Raw genomic sequence first — 16,535 nt, 5'->3', positions numbered from 1 at the left:
GGGGACCCCCTGCCGGCCGACCAGCCGCGCGCCGCGGTCGCCTCACCGCCTGGAACCGTGGCGGTGTGGCCGATCCGGCGCGATGGCTCGGAGGGCAACTGGCAGATCTCGCCGCAGACCCTCATGAGCGCTTGCGAGAAGGGCTACGTGCGGCTCGGCAAGTTCACCGAGCGCGGGATGCCGATTTCCTATCTGAAGTCCGGCGAGCAGCGGAAGGTCGAGGCGGGAGTCTTCCCCATCGAGGGTCATCGAGCGGACGGCTCGATCGTCGTCGACAGTTCGGGGTACGCACCTGTCTTTGTGCCAGGGACGCAGTGGCGCATTTCAGCCCACGAGTCAGGTGGGCCGGGTGGGAGCAACCTGCTGCGCTCGCTCATGCCCGATCGCCGCTTCCCGTTCCCGAAGTCCTTGTACGCAGTTGAGGACGCCCTTCGATTCTTCGTCGCGAGCAAGCCTCGTGCGCTCGTCCTGGACTTCTTCGCTGGCTCCGGCACCACCGCGCACGCGGTCATGCGCTTGAACCGTCAGGACGGCGGTACCAGGCGCTGTCTCCTCGTCACCAACAACGAGGTCTCGATCGACGAGGCCAACGAGTTGCGCCGGCGAGGCGTACACCCGGGTGATGCCGAGTGGGAGGCACTCGGCATCTGCGACTACATCACCAAGCCGCGGATCCACGCCGCCATCACAGGCAAGTCGACGACCGGTGCTCCGGTCTCGGGGACGTACGGGCCAGTCGACGCTTCTCCGATGGCCGACGGGTTCCGCGAGAACGCCGAGTTCTTCACCCTCACCTACGAGGACCCCACGCTGGTCTCGCTTGGGCGCCGGTTCGAGGCGATCGCCCCTCTGCTCTGGCTGCGCGCCGGCGCGCGCGGCGAGCGCATCAGCGAGGTGGCCGCGGAAGGCTGGTCGCTCCCTGCGAGTGCCTGCTACGGCGTCCTGTTCGACACCAGCACGTGGGGCGCATTCGTCGCTGCGGCCGCGCGGCGGGACGACCTGACGCACGCGTTCATCGTCACCGACTCCCTCGTCGAGTACCAGCAGGTCGTCGCTCGGCTCGACCCGTCCCTTCGGACGACCCGGCTCTACGCCGACTACCTGCGCAGCTTCGAGATCAACACCCGGACGCCGTAGCTCCTCGCAGGTAGCCGTCGCTGCTCTCATTCGCCACGCGCCCGAGTCGCCTCGCCATGGCAACCGCTGCAGCAGCAGCTGTAGGGACGCTGCGAGCTCGTCCGGTGTGTGACTCTTGGTGCTGGATGGCGGGGTTCTGACGGCGACATGTGGCGTCGTACACCTGAAGAGCGGGGGCGGAGAGGCGTGATGGCGGGGAGCCGCAGCCGCGGACTGCTGCAGGACCGGTTGACACCGTGACCTGCCCTGCAGCAGTCCCCCATGATCGTCATCAGGGAGGCGCTGACATGGCCTTGGACGTCCTCACGTAGGCTGTGCCGCGTGTCTTCCCGCACCCAAGTCAGGCTCTTCAAGATCGTTGCGGTCGCTGAGGCCTTCTCGTGGGCAGGTCTCCTCGTGGGCATGTACGTCAAGTACGTCGCCGACGGCGGTGAGCTGGGGGTGCAGATCTTTGGCCCTATCCACGGGGGGATCTTCGTCGCTTACGTGCTGGTGACTTTGGTGCTCTCGCGAACGCTTCGCTGGTCGCGCTGGACTACCCTTGCTGGACTGGCCTGCTCGATCCCGCCGTTCGCCACACTCGCGTTCGAACTGTGGGGGCAGCGGTCGGGGCGCTTGACACCGTCTAGCGGCGCGGCCCGGCCTGTTTCCGTGCGTGCTTGATCCAACGAGGCCTCACCTCTCACCTTCAGAGACCCTCAATCGGCGGCGGCGTCACAGTGGATGGGCACGCTGTCCGTCGGGCTCGTAGACCTGCTCTGCGGCTCGGCGGAGCGCCGCGAATGCGGTCGCGATGGTCTGGACGCTGTCGTCGTCCAGGTGCGCCAGGAGTGCGGCGCGGTGCTCGGCACCTTCGGCCATCAGCTGCTCGACCAGCCGGGAGCCTTCGGTTGTGGGGTGGACGTGCCTGGCCCGGCGGTCCGCGGGGTCGGCGACGCGTCGCACCAGCCCGCGGTCTACGAGTCGATCGACCAAGCCGGTCACCGATGCCGGGCTGATCCTCAGCGCGTCGGCCAGCTCGTGGCTCATCAGCGGCCCGTCGCCGTGCAGCAGCAGTAGCACCTTGAGCTGCTGCATCGTCAAGGCGCTCTGCAGCAGAGCGGTGAACTGTGACCGGGAGAAGAGGCGTAGCAGTGCCGCCTCGTCCTGCGCGATGGCGGTCATGGCCGCGTCGCGATTCACCGGTTCTTCGATCCTTCGTTCGCCCCGTACTATTCGTCTGGCATCGACTATACGGGAGAACCTCATGACTCGCCTCGCTCGCCTGAGCCTTGCCAACCGCGCCGTGGTGGCGTTGGCCACGGTGATCCTGATCGTGGCGGGCGTCTTATCGACCACGTCGCTGAAGCAGGAGCTGATCCCGTCCTTGGAGATCCCGCTGGCGGTGGTGGTGACCCCTCTTCCCGGGGCAGCGCCGGACGTGGTCGAGCGGCAGGTGACTGAGGTCGTCGAGGGTGCTGTCAGCGGTGTGGAGGGTCTGGAGGGGACTGAGTCGACCAGCAGCAACAGCCTGTCGGTTGTCTCGGTGGAGCTGGCGTACGGCACGGATCTGCAGGTAGCCCAGCAGGACCTGCAGCAGGCCTTGGCCAGGGTGGCCTCTCGTCTCCCGGCCGATGTGACACCGACGGTGATCACCGGCAGCATCGACCAGCTCCCGGTGGTCCAGCTGGCGGTCGCCGCCCCGCAGCTGGACGAGCAGGAGCTCGCCACCCGGGTCGAGGAAGAGGTCCTGCCGCAGCTGCTGGGTGTGGAGGGGGTGCGTGAGGCCACGCTGTCGGGGGCGCGCGAGGTGCGGGTCGAGATCGTGCCCGACCCGATGGCGCTGGCGGCCGCGGGCGTCGGCTTCGACGCGGTGAGCGCCGCGTTGCAGGCGAACGGTGTGGTCATCCCGGCCGGGACGATCGTCGACGGGCAGCGCAGCCTGAACGTCGTGGTGGGCCAGCGGCTGTCCTCCGTTGAGGACATCGCCGCGATCGCGCTGCCTGCCGGGGGTCCGGGTGGACCGGTCGTGCTCGGTGATGTGGCCACGGTGGCGGTCGCTGCGGTCCCGGCCACGTCCTACGCGCGGACCAACGGCCAGGCGAGCGTCGCCGTGGCGATCACCAAGACTCCCGACGGCAACACCGTCAGCGTGTCCCACGACGTGCGGGACCTGATCCCGCAGATGGAGGCCAGCCTCGGTGAGGACGCTGCGATCGACGTCGTCTTCGACCAGGCCCCGTTCATCGAGAAGTCGATCGAGGACCTGAGCACCGAAGGTCTCCTCGGGCTGATCTTCGCGGTGATCGTGATCATGCTGTTCCTGCTGTCGCTGCGCTCCACCCTGGTCACCGCCATCTCGATCCCCCTGTCGTTGCTGATGGCGATGATCGGGCTTTCGGTCGGTGGGTACTCCCTGAACATCCTGACCCTGGGGGCTCTCACCGTCGCGGTCGGGCGGGTCGTGGACGACTCGATCGTGGTGATCGAGAACATCAAGCGCCACCTCGGCTACGGCGAACCCAAGGCGCAGGCGATCTTGACCGCGGTGCGTGAGGTCGCCGGGGCGGTGACGTCCTCCACGATCACCACCGCAGCGGTGTTCGTGCCGATCGGCATCGTCGGGGGCCAGGTCGGTGAGCTGTTCCGGCCCTTCGCCTTCACCGTCGCGGTAGCTCTGCTGGCCTCGCTGCTGGTCTCCTTGACCATCATCCCGGTGCTGGCCTACTGGTTCCTGCGCGCCCCGTCCGTCGACCAGTCCGAGCGGGACCGCGTCGAGGAGCGCGAACGCCACGGACTGCTCCAGCGCAGCTACCTGCCGGTCCTGCGCGCGGCACTCGGCCACCCGGTGATCACCCTGGTGATCGCGGCCGCCGTGCTCGGTGGCACCCTTGCCGCCTCCACGCGCCTGGAGACCAACTTCATCGGTGACGCCGGGCAGAACACCCTCAGCGTCAACCAGCAGCTGCCGGCCGGGACCAGCCTGGATGTCACCGACGCCGCCGCTCGCCAGGTCGAGCAGGCCATCGCCGAGCTGGAGGGGGTCCAGACCTACCAGGTCACCGTCGGCTCGGGTGGCAACGGACTGCAAACAGCGTTCCTCGGAGGTGGCGGCGGGTCGAACACGGCCACCTTTGCGATCACCACCGACCTGGACGCCGACCAGGCGCTGGTCGAACAGGACCTTCGCGCCGTGGTCGCGGACCTGGACGACGTCGGGGAGCTGACCGTCACCACCGGACAGGCCGGGTTCGGCCTGCCACCGGTGGAGGTCGTGGTCCGTGCCGGCGACGACCAGACCCTGCGCGAAGCCGCAGACCTGGTCGCCGAGGCGATGGGCGAGGTCCAGGGCACGACCGACGTGGTGAACAACCTGGCCTCGGACGCACCAGCGGTCCAGATCCAGGTCGATAGGCAAGCGGCCGCCCAGGCCGGCACCAGCGAGACCGCCATCGGGCAGGCCATGGCCGGGCTGCTGCGCGGGGCACCCATCGGCCAGGCCGACATCGCCGGACGCACCACCGACGTCGTCGTGCTCCTGGGCCAGGCCCCCACCGACGTCCAGGCACTGCGCGCCACCCCCATCCCCACCGCCACCGGAGCCGTGCCCCTGGGGCAGGTCGCCGAGGTCAGCGAGGTCCAGCAGCCCACCAGCCTGACCCGCCAGGACGGGGTACGCACCGCGGCAGTGACCGCGACGGCGACCGACCAGAACCTGGGAGGGATCACCACCCGGCTGCAGGAACAGCTCGACGCCCTCGACCTGCCCGAGGGCGCAGAAGCGGAGATCGGCGGGGTCAGCGCCGAGCAGCAGTCCGCGTTCGCCGACCTCTACCTGGCGCTCCTGGCATCCATCGCCATCGTCTACCTGGTCATGGTCGCCACGTTCCGGTCCCTGCTGCAGCCCCTGATCCTCCTGGTGTCGGTGCCGTTCGCCGCCACCGGTGCGCTGGCCCTGCTGCTGGCGACCGGCACACCCTTGGGTGTCCCGTCGATGATCGGACTGCTCATGCTCGTCGGCATCGTGGTGACCAACGCGATCGTGCTCATCGACCTGGTCAACCAGAAGCGCGAGCAGGGCCTGAGCGTCATCGACGCCGTCATCGAGGGCTCCCGCTACCGGCTACGACCGATCCTGATGACCGCGGCGGCGACCATCGGAGCCCTGACCCCGATGGCCCTGGGCCTGACCGGCGGCAGCGTGTTCATCTCCCAGCCGCTGGCCCTGGTCGTCATCGGCGGCCTGACCACCTCCACCCTGCTGACGCTGGTGCTCGTCCCGGTCCTGTACAACCTGACCGAACGCGCCACCACGGCAATGCGCGACCGGCGAGGCCGCCGCCCGGCCACCACCGCGGCATGACCGCCCCAGACCCGCCCCGGCGTCCCAGCGGTTGGGACCAGGCCGAGATGACCTGGGAACCACCGCACGACGGCCCTCTGCCCCAGCACCACCACAACTGCCTGGGATGCGGGGACCGCAATCCCCACGGCCACCACCTGCAGGTCCGCCTGGAAGGCGGGGCGCTGCACGCACGCCACACCTTCGACGAACGCCACGCCGGTGCACCGGGCATCACCCACGGCGGAGCGATCGCAACGGTGCTGGACGACGTCTTCGGCTTCGCCGGGTACCTCATCGGGCAGCCGGCGGTCACCCGCAGCCTGAGCATCGACTACGACCGGCCGGTCCCCGTCGGGGCGATCTGCGACATCACCGCGCGGCTCGAGCGGCGCGAGGACCGCAAGCTGTTCCTCACAGCCGAAGGGGTCGACGCGTCCGGGGCCCGGTTGTTCACCGCACGGGCGCTGTTCCTCGTCGTCGACCTGCAGCACTTCCACGGTCCGCGGCCCCCTGACTCCTCAGCCCGGTCCAGTCGCACGCTCTTGTGAGCCGCCCGGCCGGGCGCTGACCGGGCGTCCCGTGTCGAACCCCTGCGCGAGGGTCCGCTTCGGGCGCGCAGGCGACGCGCCGTTTCTCTCGTAACCCAGGGGCGAACGCGGGGAACCCGCATCACGATTTGCACTTGTGCAAGTTATGCATGCCTGCAACCATGCCGCCATGGCAGATGCGTCGGCGACTCTCCGTGAGCGACGAAGAGCCGAGACATGGGTGGCCATCCATGAGGCGGCGGCGGCCTTGGTCCTGCACCAGGGCCTGGAGCACGCCACGATCGAGGCCATAGCGGATGCCGCCGGGGTCTCACCGCGGACGTTCTTCAACTACTTCCCGTCCAAGGACGATGCAGTTCTCGGGATGCGCCCTCCGAGCCTGGACCCGGTGCTGCTCGACGGCTTCGTGATCGGTCATGACCTCCTCGACCAGGTGTCCAAGCTGCTGCTGGCCGTGGCACGCAGCTCCTATGCGGACGGAGACCTCGTCCGCCGGCAGGAGCTGATGCACAGGCACCCGCACCTGGGCCAGCGACGCAAGGAGTACCTGGTCGAAGCCGAGGAGCTGGTCCGCCAGGCTGTGGCAGCGATCCTAGCCACCGACCCCGGCTGGTCCGTCGGTATCGAGGGGTTCGACGTGCAGGAGACAGCGCGGATGCTCGTGATGGTTGCTGCGGTCCCGCTCCGCTTTGCATTGACATCGCCCGCCTACGGCACCCCGCCGGGGGTGACGCCGCAGAACCTGGCGTCGTCTTTGAACCTGTTCCATCACGTCCACGGAAAGCTGTCATGACTGCCCCTGCCCCTGCCCCGCGCTGGAGGGGACCCACCGAGAAGAACGGGCACCAGCACGTGGTGCTGCTGTTCGTCGGCCTGATGCTGTCCATGCTGCTGGCCGCCCTGAATCAGACGGTTCTGAGCACGGCGCTGCCCACGATCGTCGGTGAGCTCAACGGGGTGAACGAGATGCTGTGGGTGATCACGGCCTTCATCCTCACGTCCACGATCACGATGCCGGTCTACGGCAAGCTCGGGGACCTGATGGGACGCAAGTCCCTGCTGATGGGCGCGATCGTGGTGTTCATGGCCGGATCCGTCCTGGGTGCGCTGGCGGACAGCATGGCCGTGCTGATCGCGGCCCGCGCGGTCCAGGGCGTGGGCGGAGGCGGGTTGATGATCCTGTCCCAGGCCGCCATCGCCGACGTCGTCCCGGCGCGGGAACGCGGCAAGTACATGGGCGCGATGGGCGGTGTCTTCGCCATCGCCTCGGTGGCCGGCCCGCTGCTGGGCGGGTGGTTCACCGAAGGACCGGGCTGGCGCTGGGTGTTTTGGATCAACATCCCGCTGGGCCTGCTGGCACTGGCCGCGGCCGCCGTGTTCCTGAAGCTGCCACGACACCCAGGACGACCCCGCTTGGATCTCGGCGGCATGGTCCTGCTGGCGATAGCCACCACCTGCCTCGTGCTCTTCTCCACCTGGGGAGGCAGCAAGTATTCCTGGACCGACCCGGTGATCCTCGTTCTGGTGCTCGCCACCCTGGTGGCTGGGGCTGGGTTCGTGGCTCAGGAGCGTCGGACCGCTGAGCCGATCATCCCGATGCACCTGTTCGGTGAGGCCAACTTCAACCTCACCACCCTGGCCGGCCTGTTCATCGGGATCGCGATGTTCGGAGCGATCGGCTACCTGCCCACCTACCTGCAAATGGCCTTCGGCGTCGACGCCACCGCGTCCGGTCTGCTGATGATCCCGATGATGGGCACCCTGCTCATCGCCTCGGTGGTCTCCGGGCAGCTGGTGAGCCGCACGGGACGGTACAAGTGGATGCCGATCGCCGGCAGTCTCACCGTCGCCGCAGGCCTGGCGTTGTTGTCGACCCTCACCCCGCAGGTGGCCCTGTGGCACGTGTGCGCCTACATCGCGGTCCTCGGGCTAGGGCTCGGCCTGTCTATGCAGATCCTTGTGCTGATCGTGCAGAACACCTTCCCCTTGCGCCAGGTCGGCACCGCCACCGCCTCCAACAACTTCTTCCGTCAGATCGGGGCGACTCTCGGCTCGGCAGTCGTCGGCAGCGTGTTCGCCACCCGATTGGCCGACCTCCTCACCGAACGACTGCCTGCCGCGGCCACCCGGAGCACCCCAGGGGGAGCGAACTCCCTGACCCCCGCCGTGGTCGCTGGCCTGCCCGAGGCATTCAGGAACCCCATCATCGCCTCCTACAACGACGCGCTGACCCCGATCTTTCTGTGGATCATGCCGCTCGCGCTGATCGCCACCGTGCTGCTGTGCTTCGTCAAGGAGAAGCCGCTGGCCACCAGCGTCGAGCACGACATAGCCGCAGAGGCCCTCGCAGAAGGCAACCTCCTCATCACCGACGACCTCGAGACCGCGGAACTCTCCACACGGACCTCGGCCCTCCCTGAACGGTAGAACCACCGCCGCAGCGATCCTTCTTCACCATGTGGCTCAATCGAACGTTTCCGCTACACCGCAGGAGGGCCCGGTCGGCGCAGGTCACCGACGAGGCGCCCGATGTAGCGGAACTGTGTGCCGGAATCTACGGTGCAATACTTCCTGTGTCGGACGGGTTTCGCTACGGTCGGAGGGTGGGAGACCTCCTGGGCTACGCGCGCGTGTCGACGACCGACCAGGATGCGTCGCTGCAGATCGACGCGCTAACCAAGGCCGGGTGCTACCGGGTGTTCGTGGACACCGGCTCCGGGTCGCTGCAGCACCGGCCCGAGCTGGACAAGCTGCTGGACCAGCTGCGCCCCGGTGACACCTTGGTAGTGTGGCGGCTGGACCGGCTCGGCCGGTCCATCCGGCACTTGATCGACCAGCTGCAGGTCCTGGCCGACCGCGGTGTCGGGTTCCGGTCCTTGCAGGAGACGATCGACACCACTTCCCCGGGCGGACGGCTGGTGTTCCACGTCTTCGCGGCCCTGGCCGAGTTCGAGCGTGACCTGATCCGGGAGCGGACCAACGCCGGACTGGCGGCCGCTCGTGCTCGGGGTCGAAGCGGTGGGCGTCCGTCGGCGTTGTCCGCGGACCAGGTCCGGGCTGCCCGGCGCATGTATGAGCAGAAGGACATGACGGTCGCTCAGATCGGGCAGGTGCTCGGCGTCTCCCGCACCACGATCTACCGGGCCTTGAACCGCCCACCCGCCGGCGCGGCGCCGTCACGACGAGCCACGAGCGCCGTGTAGGCCGGCCGTGGACGCGGACGGGCGGTGGCAGATCCTGCGGTCGCATGTCGAGGACCAGGTTCCGCTCGCCGCGCTGGCCCGTCACCACGGCCTGGGCGTGCGCACGCTGGAACGCTGGCATGCCCGCTACCGCGCCGGCGGCTTGCTGGCCCTGGGCCGCCTGCCGCGGGCGGACGCCGGCGGGCATCGCCTACCGGCGGAGCTCATCGCCCTGATCGAAGGGCTCGGGCTGACTCGGCCCCGCCCACCGATCGCCGCGATCCACCGAACGGTGGTGAAAGTCTGCTCCGGCCCCGGGTGGCCGGTCCCGTCCTACGGCGTCGTCCGGTCGATCATCACCGCCCTGGACCCCGGCATGGTCACCCTCGCCCTCGAGGGACCGAGCTCCTACCGGGACAAGTACGAGCTCGCATTACGGCGGACAGCCGAGAGCCCCAATGCGATGTGGCAGGCGGACCACACCTTGCTGGACATCGTGCTCGTCGGCACGGACGGCAAGCTGGCCCGGCCGTGGCTGACCGTGGTGATGGACGACTGCTCCCGCGCGATCTGCGGCTACACGGTCTTCTTCGGTGCGCCGTCGACGATGTACACCGCCCTGGCGTTGCGGCAGGCGATCTGGCCTAAGACCGACCCCCGGTGGCCGATGTGCGGGGTCCCCGACGTGCTGTACGTCGACCACGGGTCGGACTTCACCAGCGACCACCTGGCCCGCACCGCGGTCGACCTGCACATCCGCCTGATCCACTCCGCCGTCGCCCGACCCCAAGGGCGGGGCAAGGTCGAGCGCCTCTTCGGCACAGTCAACACCGAGCTGCTCACCACCCTGCCCGGACACCTCGCCAGCGGTGCGGAGCGCTGGCCCGCGCCAGCACTGTCCTTGGCCGATCTCGACGCCGCCGTCGGGGCGTTCGTCCTGGACTACAACGACCGGGCCCACAGCGAGCTGGGCGTCTCGCCGCGGGCGGCGTGGATCGCCGACGGGTGGCTGCCACGCCTTCCCGACACCCTCCAAGCGCTGGACGGGCTGCTGCTGACCGTCGCCCGATCTAGGACCGTGCGCCGCGACGGCATCCACTTCCAGGGCCTGCGCTACGTCGCACCGACCCTCGCCGGCTTCGTCGGCCGCCCCGTAGTCATCCGCTACGACCCCAGAGACATCACCGAGATCCGCGTCTTCGACCACGACCAGTTCCTGTGCACCGCCGTCGACCAGGACCACCACGCGCAGCAGATCAGCCTCAAGGAGGTCCAAGCCGCCCGCAACGCCCGTCGCCGCACCCTGCGCCGAGGCATCAACGAGCGGATCGCCGTCGTCGCCGCCCACACCCCCGACCCCCCGGCCAGGCCAGTGCCGCCCCGCGGACCGACGGTGGCGCGGCTCAAGGTCTACAAGGAGGACCTGACGTGAGGGAACGCTTCATCGTCACCAAGGAGCACCGCCGCTTCACCGAGTTCGCCGACTCCGTCCGGCGCGGTCGCACCATCGGGTTGTGCTACGGACCGGCCGGGGTCGGCAAGACCGTCTCCGCCCGCCGCTACGCCCACTGGGAGCAAGCCCACGAGCTGCTCACCGACTGGGGCCCACGCGGCGATGATGACGCCAAGATCTACGCTGCGCTGGCCAAGAACCGCACCGCCCTGTACACCCCCGGGGTCCTGACCACCCCGCGGCTGCTGCGCGAAGACCTGGACCGGATCATCACGCGCACCAGCATCTGCATCCAGCAGCACGTCGAGGTCCCCGGCCGCATCCCCCTGGACCGGTGGGGCACCCGGCGCACCACCAACTACGTCCAGCTCGTCATCGTCGACGAGTCCGAACGCCTCAGCCCCACCGCCCTCGAGCTCCTACGGGACCGCTACGACCGCGACCAGATCGCCCTGATCCTCATCGGCATGCCCGGGCTGCAGAAGCAGTTCACCCACTACCCCCAGTTCTACAGCCGCGTCGGCTTCGCCCATCAGTACCGGCCCCTGAGCACCGACGAGCTGCTCTTCGTCCTCCAACGCCACTGGCGCTCCCTGGGCAAGACCCTGAATCCCGACGACTTCACGGACGCCCAAACCATCGCCGCGATCAGCCGCATCACCCGGGGCAACTTCCGCCTCCTCGAGCGACTCTTCCCCCAGATCGAACGCGTCCTGAAGATCAACGAGCTGCAGACCATCACCAACGACGTCGTCGAAGCCGCCGCCAGCACCCTCGTCATCGGGACGACCTAGGACCGCCATCGATCAGCACCAGCACCCCGCCGTGTACCGGCGAAAGCCACATCCGGTGCCTGATCGACTCACCTGCGAGGCAACGCGCAAGTGCGACGGTCGCTGTCGCACTTGCGTGTCCGAATCCTCAAGCGCACCGATCTTGAGCCGGCACGAGCGCTTGGATGGTGCTGTCTCGGCGACCTCGCTGCGAGCATGGCGTCGTGACGACCTACGGCGTGGACTACCTCAGACGTCTTCAAACCACCGTCAGCGACTTCGAGACGGCGTTCGAGGCTTGGATGCAGACGCAGGTCGAAGGCAACCACATGGACTCGCGCGGCCTGCTCCCAACCGCTTGGCCCCGCGACGACGCAGATCCCTCCGAGGTTCGTGCTCGCGAACTCAATGTGGCGGAGGCGGCGGGTGCCGCAGCCCGCGCCGTCGCCGTCACCGGCGCCTACTTCGCCGTCGCCGGGAGCGGGGTGCTGGACCCGATCGCGAACTGGTCGCTGATGAGCTCGCCCAGAGCTCTGTTCGCACCCTCGGACATCCGGACCACCGCAGCCACAATCCGCGGCAGGCTACGAACGATGATCGACGAGGCGGAAACGGCCGCAGCCTCCGAGTTGCCGGCCTTCGCGCCCTCGCAGCTGCACTCGACGATCTGGACCGCCGCCGCGGCGCACTGGACCGCCCACCACTACCGCGTCGCCGTGCGAGAAGCAGCCGAGGCCCTGACTCAGGACTGGAAGGCGAAGCTCGGGCGCAACGACGTCGACGACACCGTCTTCTGGCAGCAGACCCTCTCCGCCGGCGACCCGACACCGGAGCGGCCGAAGGTCCGCTGGCCCGGCGACGACCCGAAGGACAAGACCGTCAAGGGCATCCGCGAAGGGCTCAACCAGCTCGCGGTCGGCCTGAACCTGACCATTCGCAACGTCACGACACATACTCGCGTCGACCTCTCCGAGCAGGAGGGCATGGAACGACTCGCGGCCTACAGCTACTTCGCCCGGCTCCTGGACCAGTGCGAGGTGCTCCAAGTCGAGCAGACGGCCGTCGACGGTTAGCACCACACCGGAGCACGAGCTACTCCTCGTCGTCAACGGCGAGTGGCGCCGTCGTGCGGGCCCGCAGCCAAGCGTCGTCGGCCAGGTCGTCCTCTTCTAGGAAGTCCTTCGTCGCGAGGGGGTTCAACGGCTCTGCCGGCGCGCCAGCCCAGAAGCGGAGCCAGCCGAAGAGCCGCCGGAGGCGGACGCGTCTGGGCGACAGCCGCGTGCCAGCGAGCCACTCGCGGTAGGCGCGGGCGTCCTTGAGGACCTCGCGCTCCGCGGCGCGCCGCGTGGCGGGAGAGATGATGCGGTTGTCCTCCTCGGCCGGGAACACGTGCCCGTTGGCGAGGTAGACCTCCGTCAGGTCCGCGCGGTACTGCGGGTCCTGGTTCCACCGGGAGATCGCGTCATTGACATCGACCGACAGGTCGATGCGTGGCTCCACGGTAGGAGGGGGTGACTCGATGCCCCGGCGCCGGGGGTGCACCTCGAGCGACCGGATGTCGTCGTGGTCCCACTCGATGAAGCGCCAAATCATGTCGAGCAGCGCGGCCGATCCCGGACCCATCGCCGCGGCGAAGTGGCTCATGTCGCGGAACCGGACCAGAACCGGGTCCCCGGTGGCCAGCAGATGCGTGAACTCACGGATCGCGGCAGAACGCCGCTCCCTGATCCCAGCGCGACGGTCAGAGCGCCACAGCGCGATCGCCAGCCACGCCGGGACGACCGCCGCCAGCACCGTGACCACGAGAGTGAGCCAGTCGAACCAGTCGGGTCCTGCCGTCGCCTGCGCCAGCATGCGTGGACACTATCGACGCGCGCGGGCACTCGTAGACGAGCTGCGCTCGTATCGTCGCCGACGAGAACAAGACGCCTCGCGCTCGAGGCCTACCGCCGTCCGACACATCGCTCGGGTCACCGCCATGCCCACGGCCACAGGCTGGCGCGCGGACACGCTAAGGCGACGGCGGACACCCGGCGGACACGCAAACGCGAAGCGGACAGGCCCAAGGCGAACCCACAGCAGCGTCGGTCTCGACTGGCGTCTTTGCCGAGGGATCGTGCGTCTTTCCGGGCTCCTGAGCGCGTCTTCCCGCGGGATCTGGGGTGGTGGTTGGTGCCGTTGCCGAGGCACCGTGCGCGGGTGCGGCGTCTTACCGAGGGATTCTCCCAGCCAGAGGGGGGTTCTTGGGAGACCACGCCAACACGCCTCTGACCTGGGCTTTTACCGTCCGAAGGCCCGGTGCCCGATGGCACGCTCTCCCTGGCGTGGGAGACCGAGAAAGTGCCCCTGACCTGCGCGTCCACCTCGATTCTCCCAACTCTCCCATGGTTTCCCGTTCCAGTGGCTCGTGTGCGCGCGAGGGCGACCTTGGGCTGCGCGGCGCATGCGTCATCGCCCGCCGCCTCACCTGCTGCCCGACGCCATCCTCGGAGGAGCCCGGCCGGCTTCACCCGCCATCAGGTCGGCCTGACCGTGAGCGAGGTGGGGGAACCTCGCTTGGACGTCCCAGAGCCCACTCCGCGCCAGCTCGATGCGAAGAGATCGCAGCTCGCGTGTCACACGGGCGTGGTTCTGTGCAGTTACCGAGGTCATGCGGACATGGGTGACGACTCGGCTCGGCGCGTCGCGGCGCGCCTACGTGAATCCGAATCAGGCGCCCGGTACACAAGGGGCATGCCTAGAGCGTCGAAGGGTGAGCGTCGGCAGATCCCGCTGCGGATCCCCGCCGAGCAGTTCGAGGTCTACCGCCAAGCCGCAGCCGATGGCGGCTACTCGAGCATCAACGACTACCTCGTCGCTCAGCTCGCTGCAGTCCACCAGCTCCCCGAGCCGGCGTGGACGCGCCCCGCAGACCACACCCGTCAGATGGAGCTGCCCTTGGGCGCATGACGACCTGACCCCAGACACAGAGAAGCTCCCCGATTGCTTGGCGGCGAAGGGGAGCTCCTCTAGAGGATTTCTCAACTCAGGACCGGACTGGCATCCGCTTCCTGATGTTCCGGATCGATCCGGAGGTTCTGTTGTGCTCACGATCGTAACCGCTGCGCTGCAGCCTGCCCAGGATCAGGTGTCCTCGGCGTGGCGTGCCGCTATAACGCGGCTACAACACGGTGATCGGCGAGGTAGCCGATGACCGTCCTCAGCGCGTCGACCTGGGGCCCACAGACGTCCCTCGACCGCGTCTACAACGCCCTCGAGGCGGCCGGCCTCAAGCCGAGCCGCCGCTCCCGCGACTTCAAGGCGCTGTGCCCCGTCCACGACGAGCGCACCGGTTCGCTGCACGTGACCTGGCGCCCGGACGGCGACGGCGGGCGCGTGATGCTGTACTGCCACGGCTGCCAGGCCGACGCCGCCACGATCGCTGAGGCGCTGGGCCTCACGCTCATCGACCTGTTCGACAACCCCCCGCCCGAGCGGGACGGCGAGGAGCGCTGGCGTGTCGGCCGCGGCGCGATCAGCCGCCGCGCCGGACGTCGACGTGGCCGGCTGGGACCCCTGCCCAGGCGCCGAGCCGTCCCTGAGGACGACCACGAGCACGCCTACGTCGAGCAGATCGTCTACCCGTACCTCGACGCCGACGACGTGCTCGTCCAGGAGGTCGTGCGCTCGGTCTGCACGCGCGAGGGCTGCACGAGCAAGACCTTCACGCAGCGCTACGTCGACCACACCACCGGCGAGATCCAGGCGCAGAAGCCGGCCTGGTTCGCACCGGTGCTGTACCGCCTCCCCGCGGTGCAGCGCGCCGTCTCCGCCGGGCAGGCCGTCTGGCTGCTCGAGGGGGAGAAGGACGTCGCGACCGCGGAGGGGCTCGGGCTGGTCGCGACTACGAACACCGGCGGCGGGAAGAACTTCGCGGCCGAGCTCGCCGCACCGCTCGCCGGTGCGGTCGTCAACGTCGTGCTCGACCGCGACGGCACCGGGTGGGCACGAGGGCTGACCGTCCACGAGCGGCTCACCGCCGCTGGCGCAGCCGAGGTGCACCTCCTGCTGCCCGCGACCACCGCACGCAAGAGCGACTTCACCGACCACATCGCGGCTGGGCACTCCCTCGACGAGCTCGTCGAGGTCGACGTCGACGACGTCCGCGTGTGGGACGCCACGGCCCGGGTCGAGGACGCCTACGAGCGCATCATCGCCGCCGACGACGAGATCGCCTGGCACCTCACCGAGGTGCAGGCACGGCGCAAGAGCGCCCCGAAGACCGCCGAGGAGCACACCCGCTACGCCGAGCGCTGGGTCGCGGAGACCGAGGTCTGCTGGGAGAAGATCCACGACGCCGCCGAGGAGGTCACCCGCGCCGCGGTGGGCCGTGGCAGCGCCTGGGTGCTCGAGGCCCAGCGTCTGGTCGAGCGGCTGCTGCAGCAGGCGACGGCCGGTGCTCGCGCGGCCCACGAGCGGGCCGGCAAGCCGCTGCCGCCGGCGCTCAGCGCCGCGGCCGCCGAGCCCGCACCCTCCGCGACACCGGACGTCGACGACGCTGGCGCCAGCGCGCGGGACAACGTCATCGACTTCCCGGGCCGGGAGAGCACCACCGGCGGTGGCGGGACCGGCGGTGGGGGAGCCGGCGGTGGCGGGCACACCTCGCGGGCGCCGTACATCGAGCGCCGCGACTACCGACTGGTCGACGGCCGGATCGTCGAGGTCCGCACCGAGCGCAACGGGACGCAGAAGTTCGTGCAGATCCTCAACCTGGACCTGCACCTGGACGGACGCGAGTACATGGACACCAGCAGCGACGTCGAGGACGAGGTCCGCGACGTGCTGCTCCAGCACAACGTCGTCGACATGCAGGGCCAGCCGGTGATCCGCGAGGAGCGCCGGGTCAGCCACTACCTGTTCAGCTACACCGACCCGCGGAACGGCGAGCGGGTGCAGCTGCGGGTGGAGGAGGACCGCGCCCGCAGCGGCGACTTCCTCGACGCGGTCGACCTGCCCGGGCTGGAGTTCGACCACTCCAAGACCGGCAAGACGAAGGTGCTCGAGGCGGTCCGGCAGATCTCCAAGGACTCCGTCGACCACGTGCAGTACCGGGGCACCGGGTGGCGTCTGGACCCGACC

Annotated in this window: 14 protein-coding genes; 12 read left to right on the top strand and 2 right to left on the bottom strand. The window is 69.1% G+C overall.

The genetic code is table 11. From position 1 onward, the window contains the following. Both BM048_RS18900 and BM048_RS17430 read left to right on the top strand, forming a co-directional pair. Window positions 1–1,137 (top strand): DNA methyltransferase (locus BM048_RS18900; protein ID WP_139224531.1); only part of this gene is annotated, 1,137 nt, incomplete at its 5' end. Between the two features lie 321 nt (window positions 1,138–1,458). Continuing rightward, entirely contained in the window at window positions 1,459–1,800 is a 342-nt protein-coding gene (locus BM048_RS17430) for a DUF3817 domain-containing protein (protein WP_239078850.1), read from the top strand. 51 nt (window positions 1,801–1,851) lie between these two features. Here BM048_RS17430 and BM048_RS17425 read toward each other — a convergent pair whose 3' ends face one another. Further along, window positions 1,852–2,319 carry a MarR family winged helix-turn-helix transcriptional regulator gene (locus BM048_RS17425; RefSeq protein WP_203708861.1) on the bottom strand — a complete coding sequence of 156 codons (468 nt, stop codon included), beginning with the start codon at window positions 2,317–2,319 and terminating at the stop codon, window positions 1,852–1,854. A gap of 64 nt (window positions 2,320–2,383) precedes the next feature. On the opposite strand from BM048_RS17425, the gene BM048_RS17420 reads away from it, so the two are divergent. The 8 genes from BM048_RS17420 (at window position 2,384) to BM048_RS17385 (ending at window position 12,490) form a co-directional block, all read left to right on the top strand. Beyond that, entirely contained in the window at window positions 2,384–5,479 is a 3,096-nt protein-coding gene (locus BM048_RS17420; protein ID WP_090035282.1) for an efflux RND transporter permease subunit, read from the top strand. A gap of 47 nt (window positions 5,480–5,526) precedes the next feature. Then, window positions 5,527–6,009 carry a PaaI family thioesterase gene (locus BM048_RS17415; RefSeq protein WP_090035281.1) on the top strand — a complete coding sequence of 161 codons (483 nt, stop codon included), beginning with the start codon at window positions 5,527–5,529 and terminating at the stop codon, window positions 6,007–6,009. A 220-nt stretch (window positions 6,010–6,229) separates the two neighbouring features. Then, window positions 6,230–6,802: a TetR/AcrR family transcriptional regulator gene (locus tag BM048_RS17410; RefSeq protein ID WP_175499619.1), complete on the top strand. Its 573-nt coding sequence runs from the start codon at window positions 6,230–6,232 to the stop codon at window positions 6,800–6,802. Continuing rightward, the gene (locus BM048_RS17405; protein WP_090035274.1) at window positions 6,799–8,436 is read left to right on the top strand and encodes an MDR family MFS transporter; all 1,638 of its coding nucleotides are present in this window, start codon (window positions 6,799–6,801) and stop codon (window positions 8,434–8,436) included. The genes BM048_RS17410 and BM048_RS17405 overlap by 4 nt, the downstream gene beginning before the upstream one ends. A gap of 176 nt (window positions 8,437–8,612) precedes the next feature. Further along, a complete protein-coding gene (locus tag BM048_RS17400; protein WP_090035271.1) occupies window positions 8,613–9,212 on the top strand; it encodes a recombinase family protein in 600 nt (199 codons plus the stop codon). A gap of 7 nt (window positions 9,213–9,219) precedes the next feature. Beyond that, window positions 9,220–10,623: a Mu transposase C-terminal domain-containing protein gene (locus BM048_RS17395; RefSeq protein WP_090035269.1), complete on the top strand. Its 1,404-nt coding sequence runs from the start codon at window positions 9,220–9,222 to the stop codon at window positions 10,621–10,623. Then, window positions 10,620–11,438, top strand: coding sequence for an AAA family ATPase (locus tag BM048_RS17390; protein WP_090035266.1), 819 nt, complete (start codon window positions 10,620–10,622; stop codon window positions 11,436–11,438). The genes BM048_RS17395 and BM048_RS17390 overlap by 4 nt, the downstream gene beginning before the upstream one ends. A 203-nt stretch (window positions 11,439–11,641) precedes the next feature. Continuing rightward, entirely contained in the window at window positions 11,642–12,490 is an 849-nt protein-coding gene (locus BM048_RS17385; RefSeq protein WP_090035264.1) for a TIGR02391 family protein, read from the top strand. Window positions 12,491–12,509: 19 nt separating this feature from the next. Here the strand turns inward: BM048_RS17385 and BM048_RS17380 are convergent, their stop codons facing one another. Continuing rightward, entirely contained in the window at window positions 12,510–13,271 is a 762-nt protein-coding gene (locus BM048_RS17380; protein ID WP_090035261.1) for a hypothetical protein, read from the bottom strand. Window positions 13,272–14,150: 879 nt separating this feature from the next. Here BM048_RS17380 and BM048_RS17375 point away from each other — a divergent pair. Both BM048_RS17375 and BM048_RS17370 read left to right on the top strand, forming a co-directional pair. Further along, window positions 14,151–14,366: a hypothetical protein gene (locus BM048_RS17375; protein WP_139224530.1), complete on the top strand. Its 216-nt coding sequence runs from the start codon at window positions 14,151–14,153 to the stop codon at window positions 14,364–14,366. Between the two features lie 240 nt (window positions 14,367–14,606). Next, the coding region (locus tag BM048_RS17370) for a CHC2 zinc finger domain-containing protein (RefSeq protein ID WP_244890644.1) at window positions 14,607–16,535 on the top strand (1,929 nt) is incomplete at its 3' end.

Origin of the sequence: Cellulomonas marina (assembly GCF_900111925.1) — a bacterium.
Lineage (GTDB): Bacteria > Actinomycetota > Actinomycetes > Actinomycetales > Cellulomonadaceae > Cellulomonas > Cellulomonas marina.
This window is presented reverse-complemented; position numbering and strand designations above follow the sequence as displayed.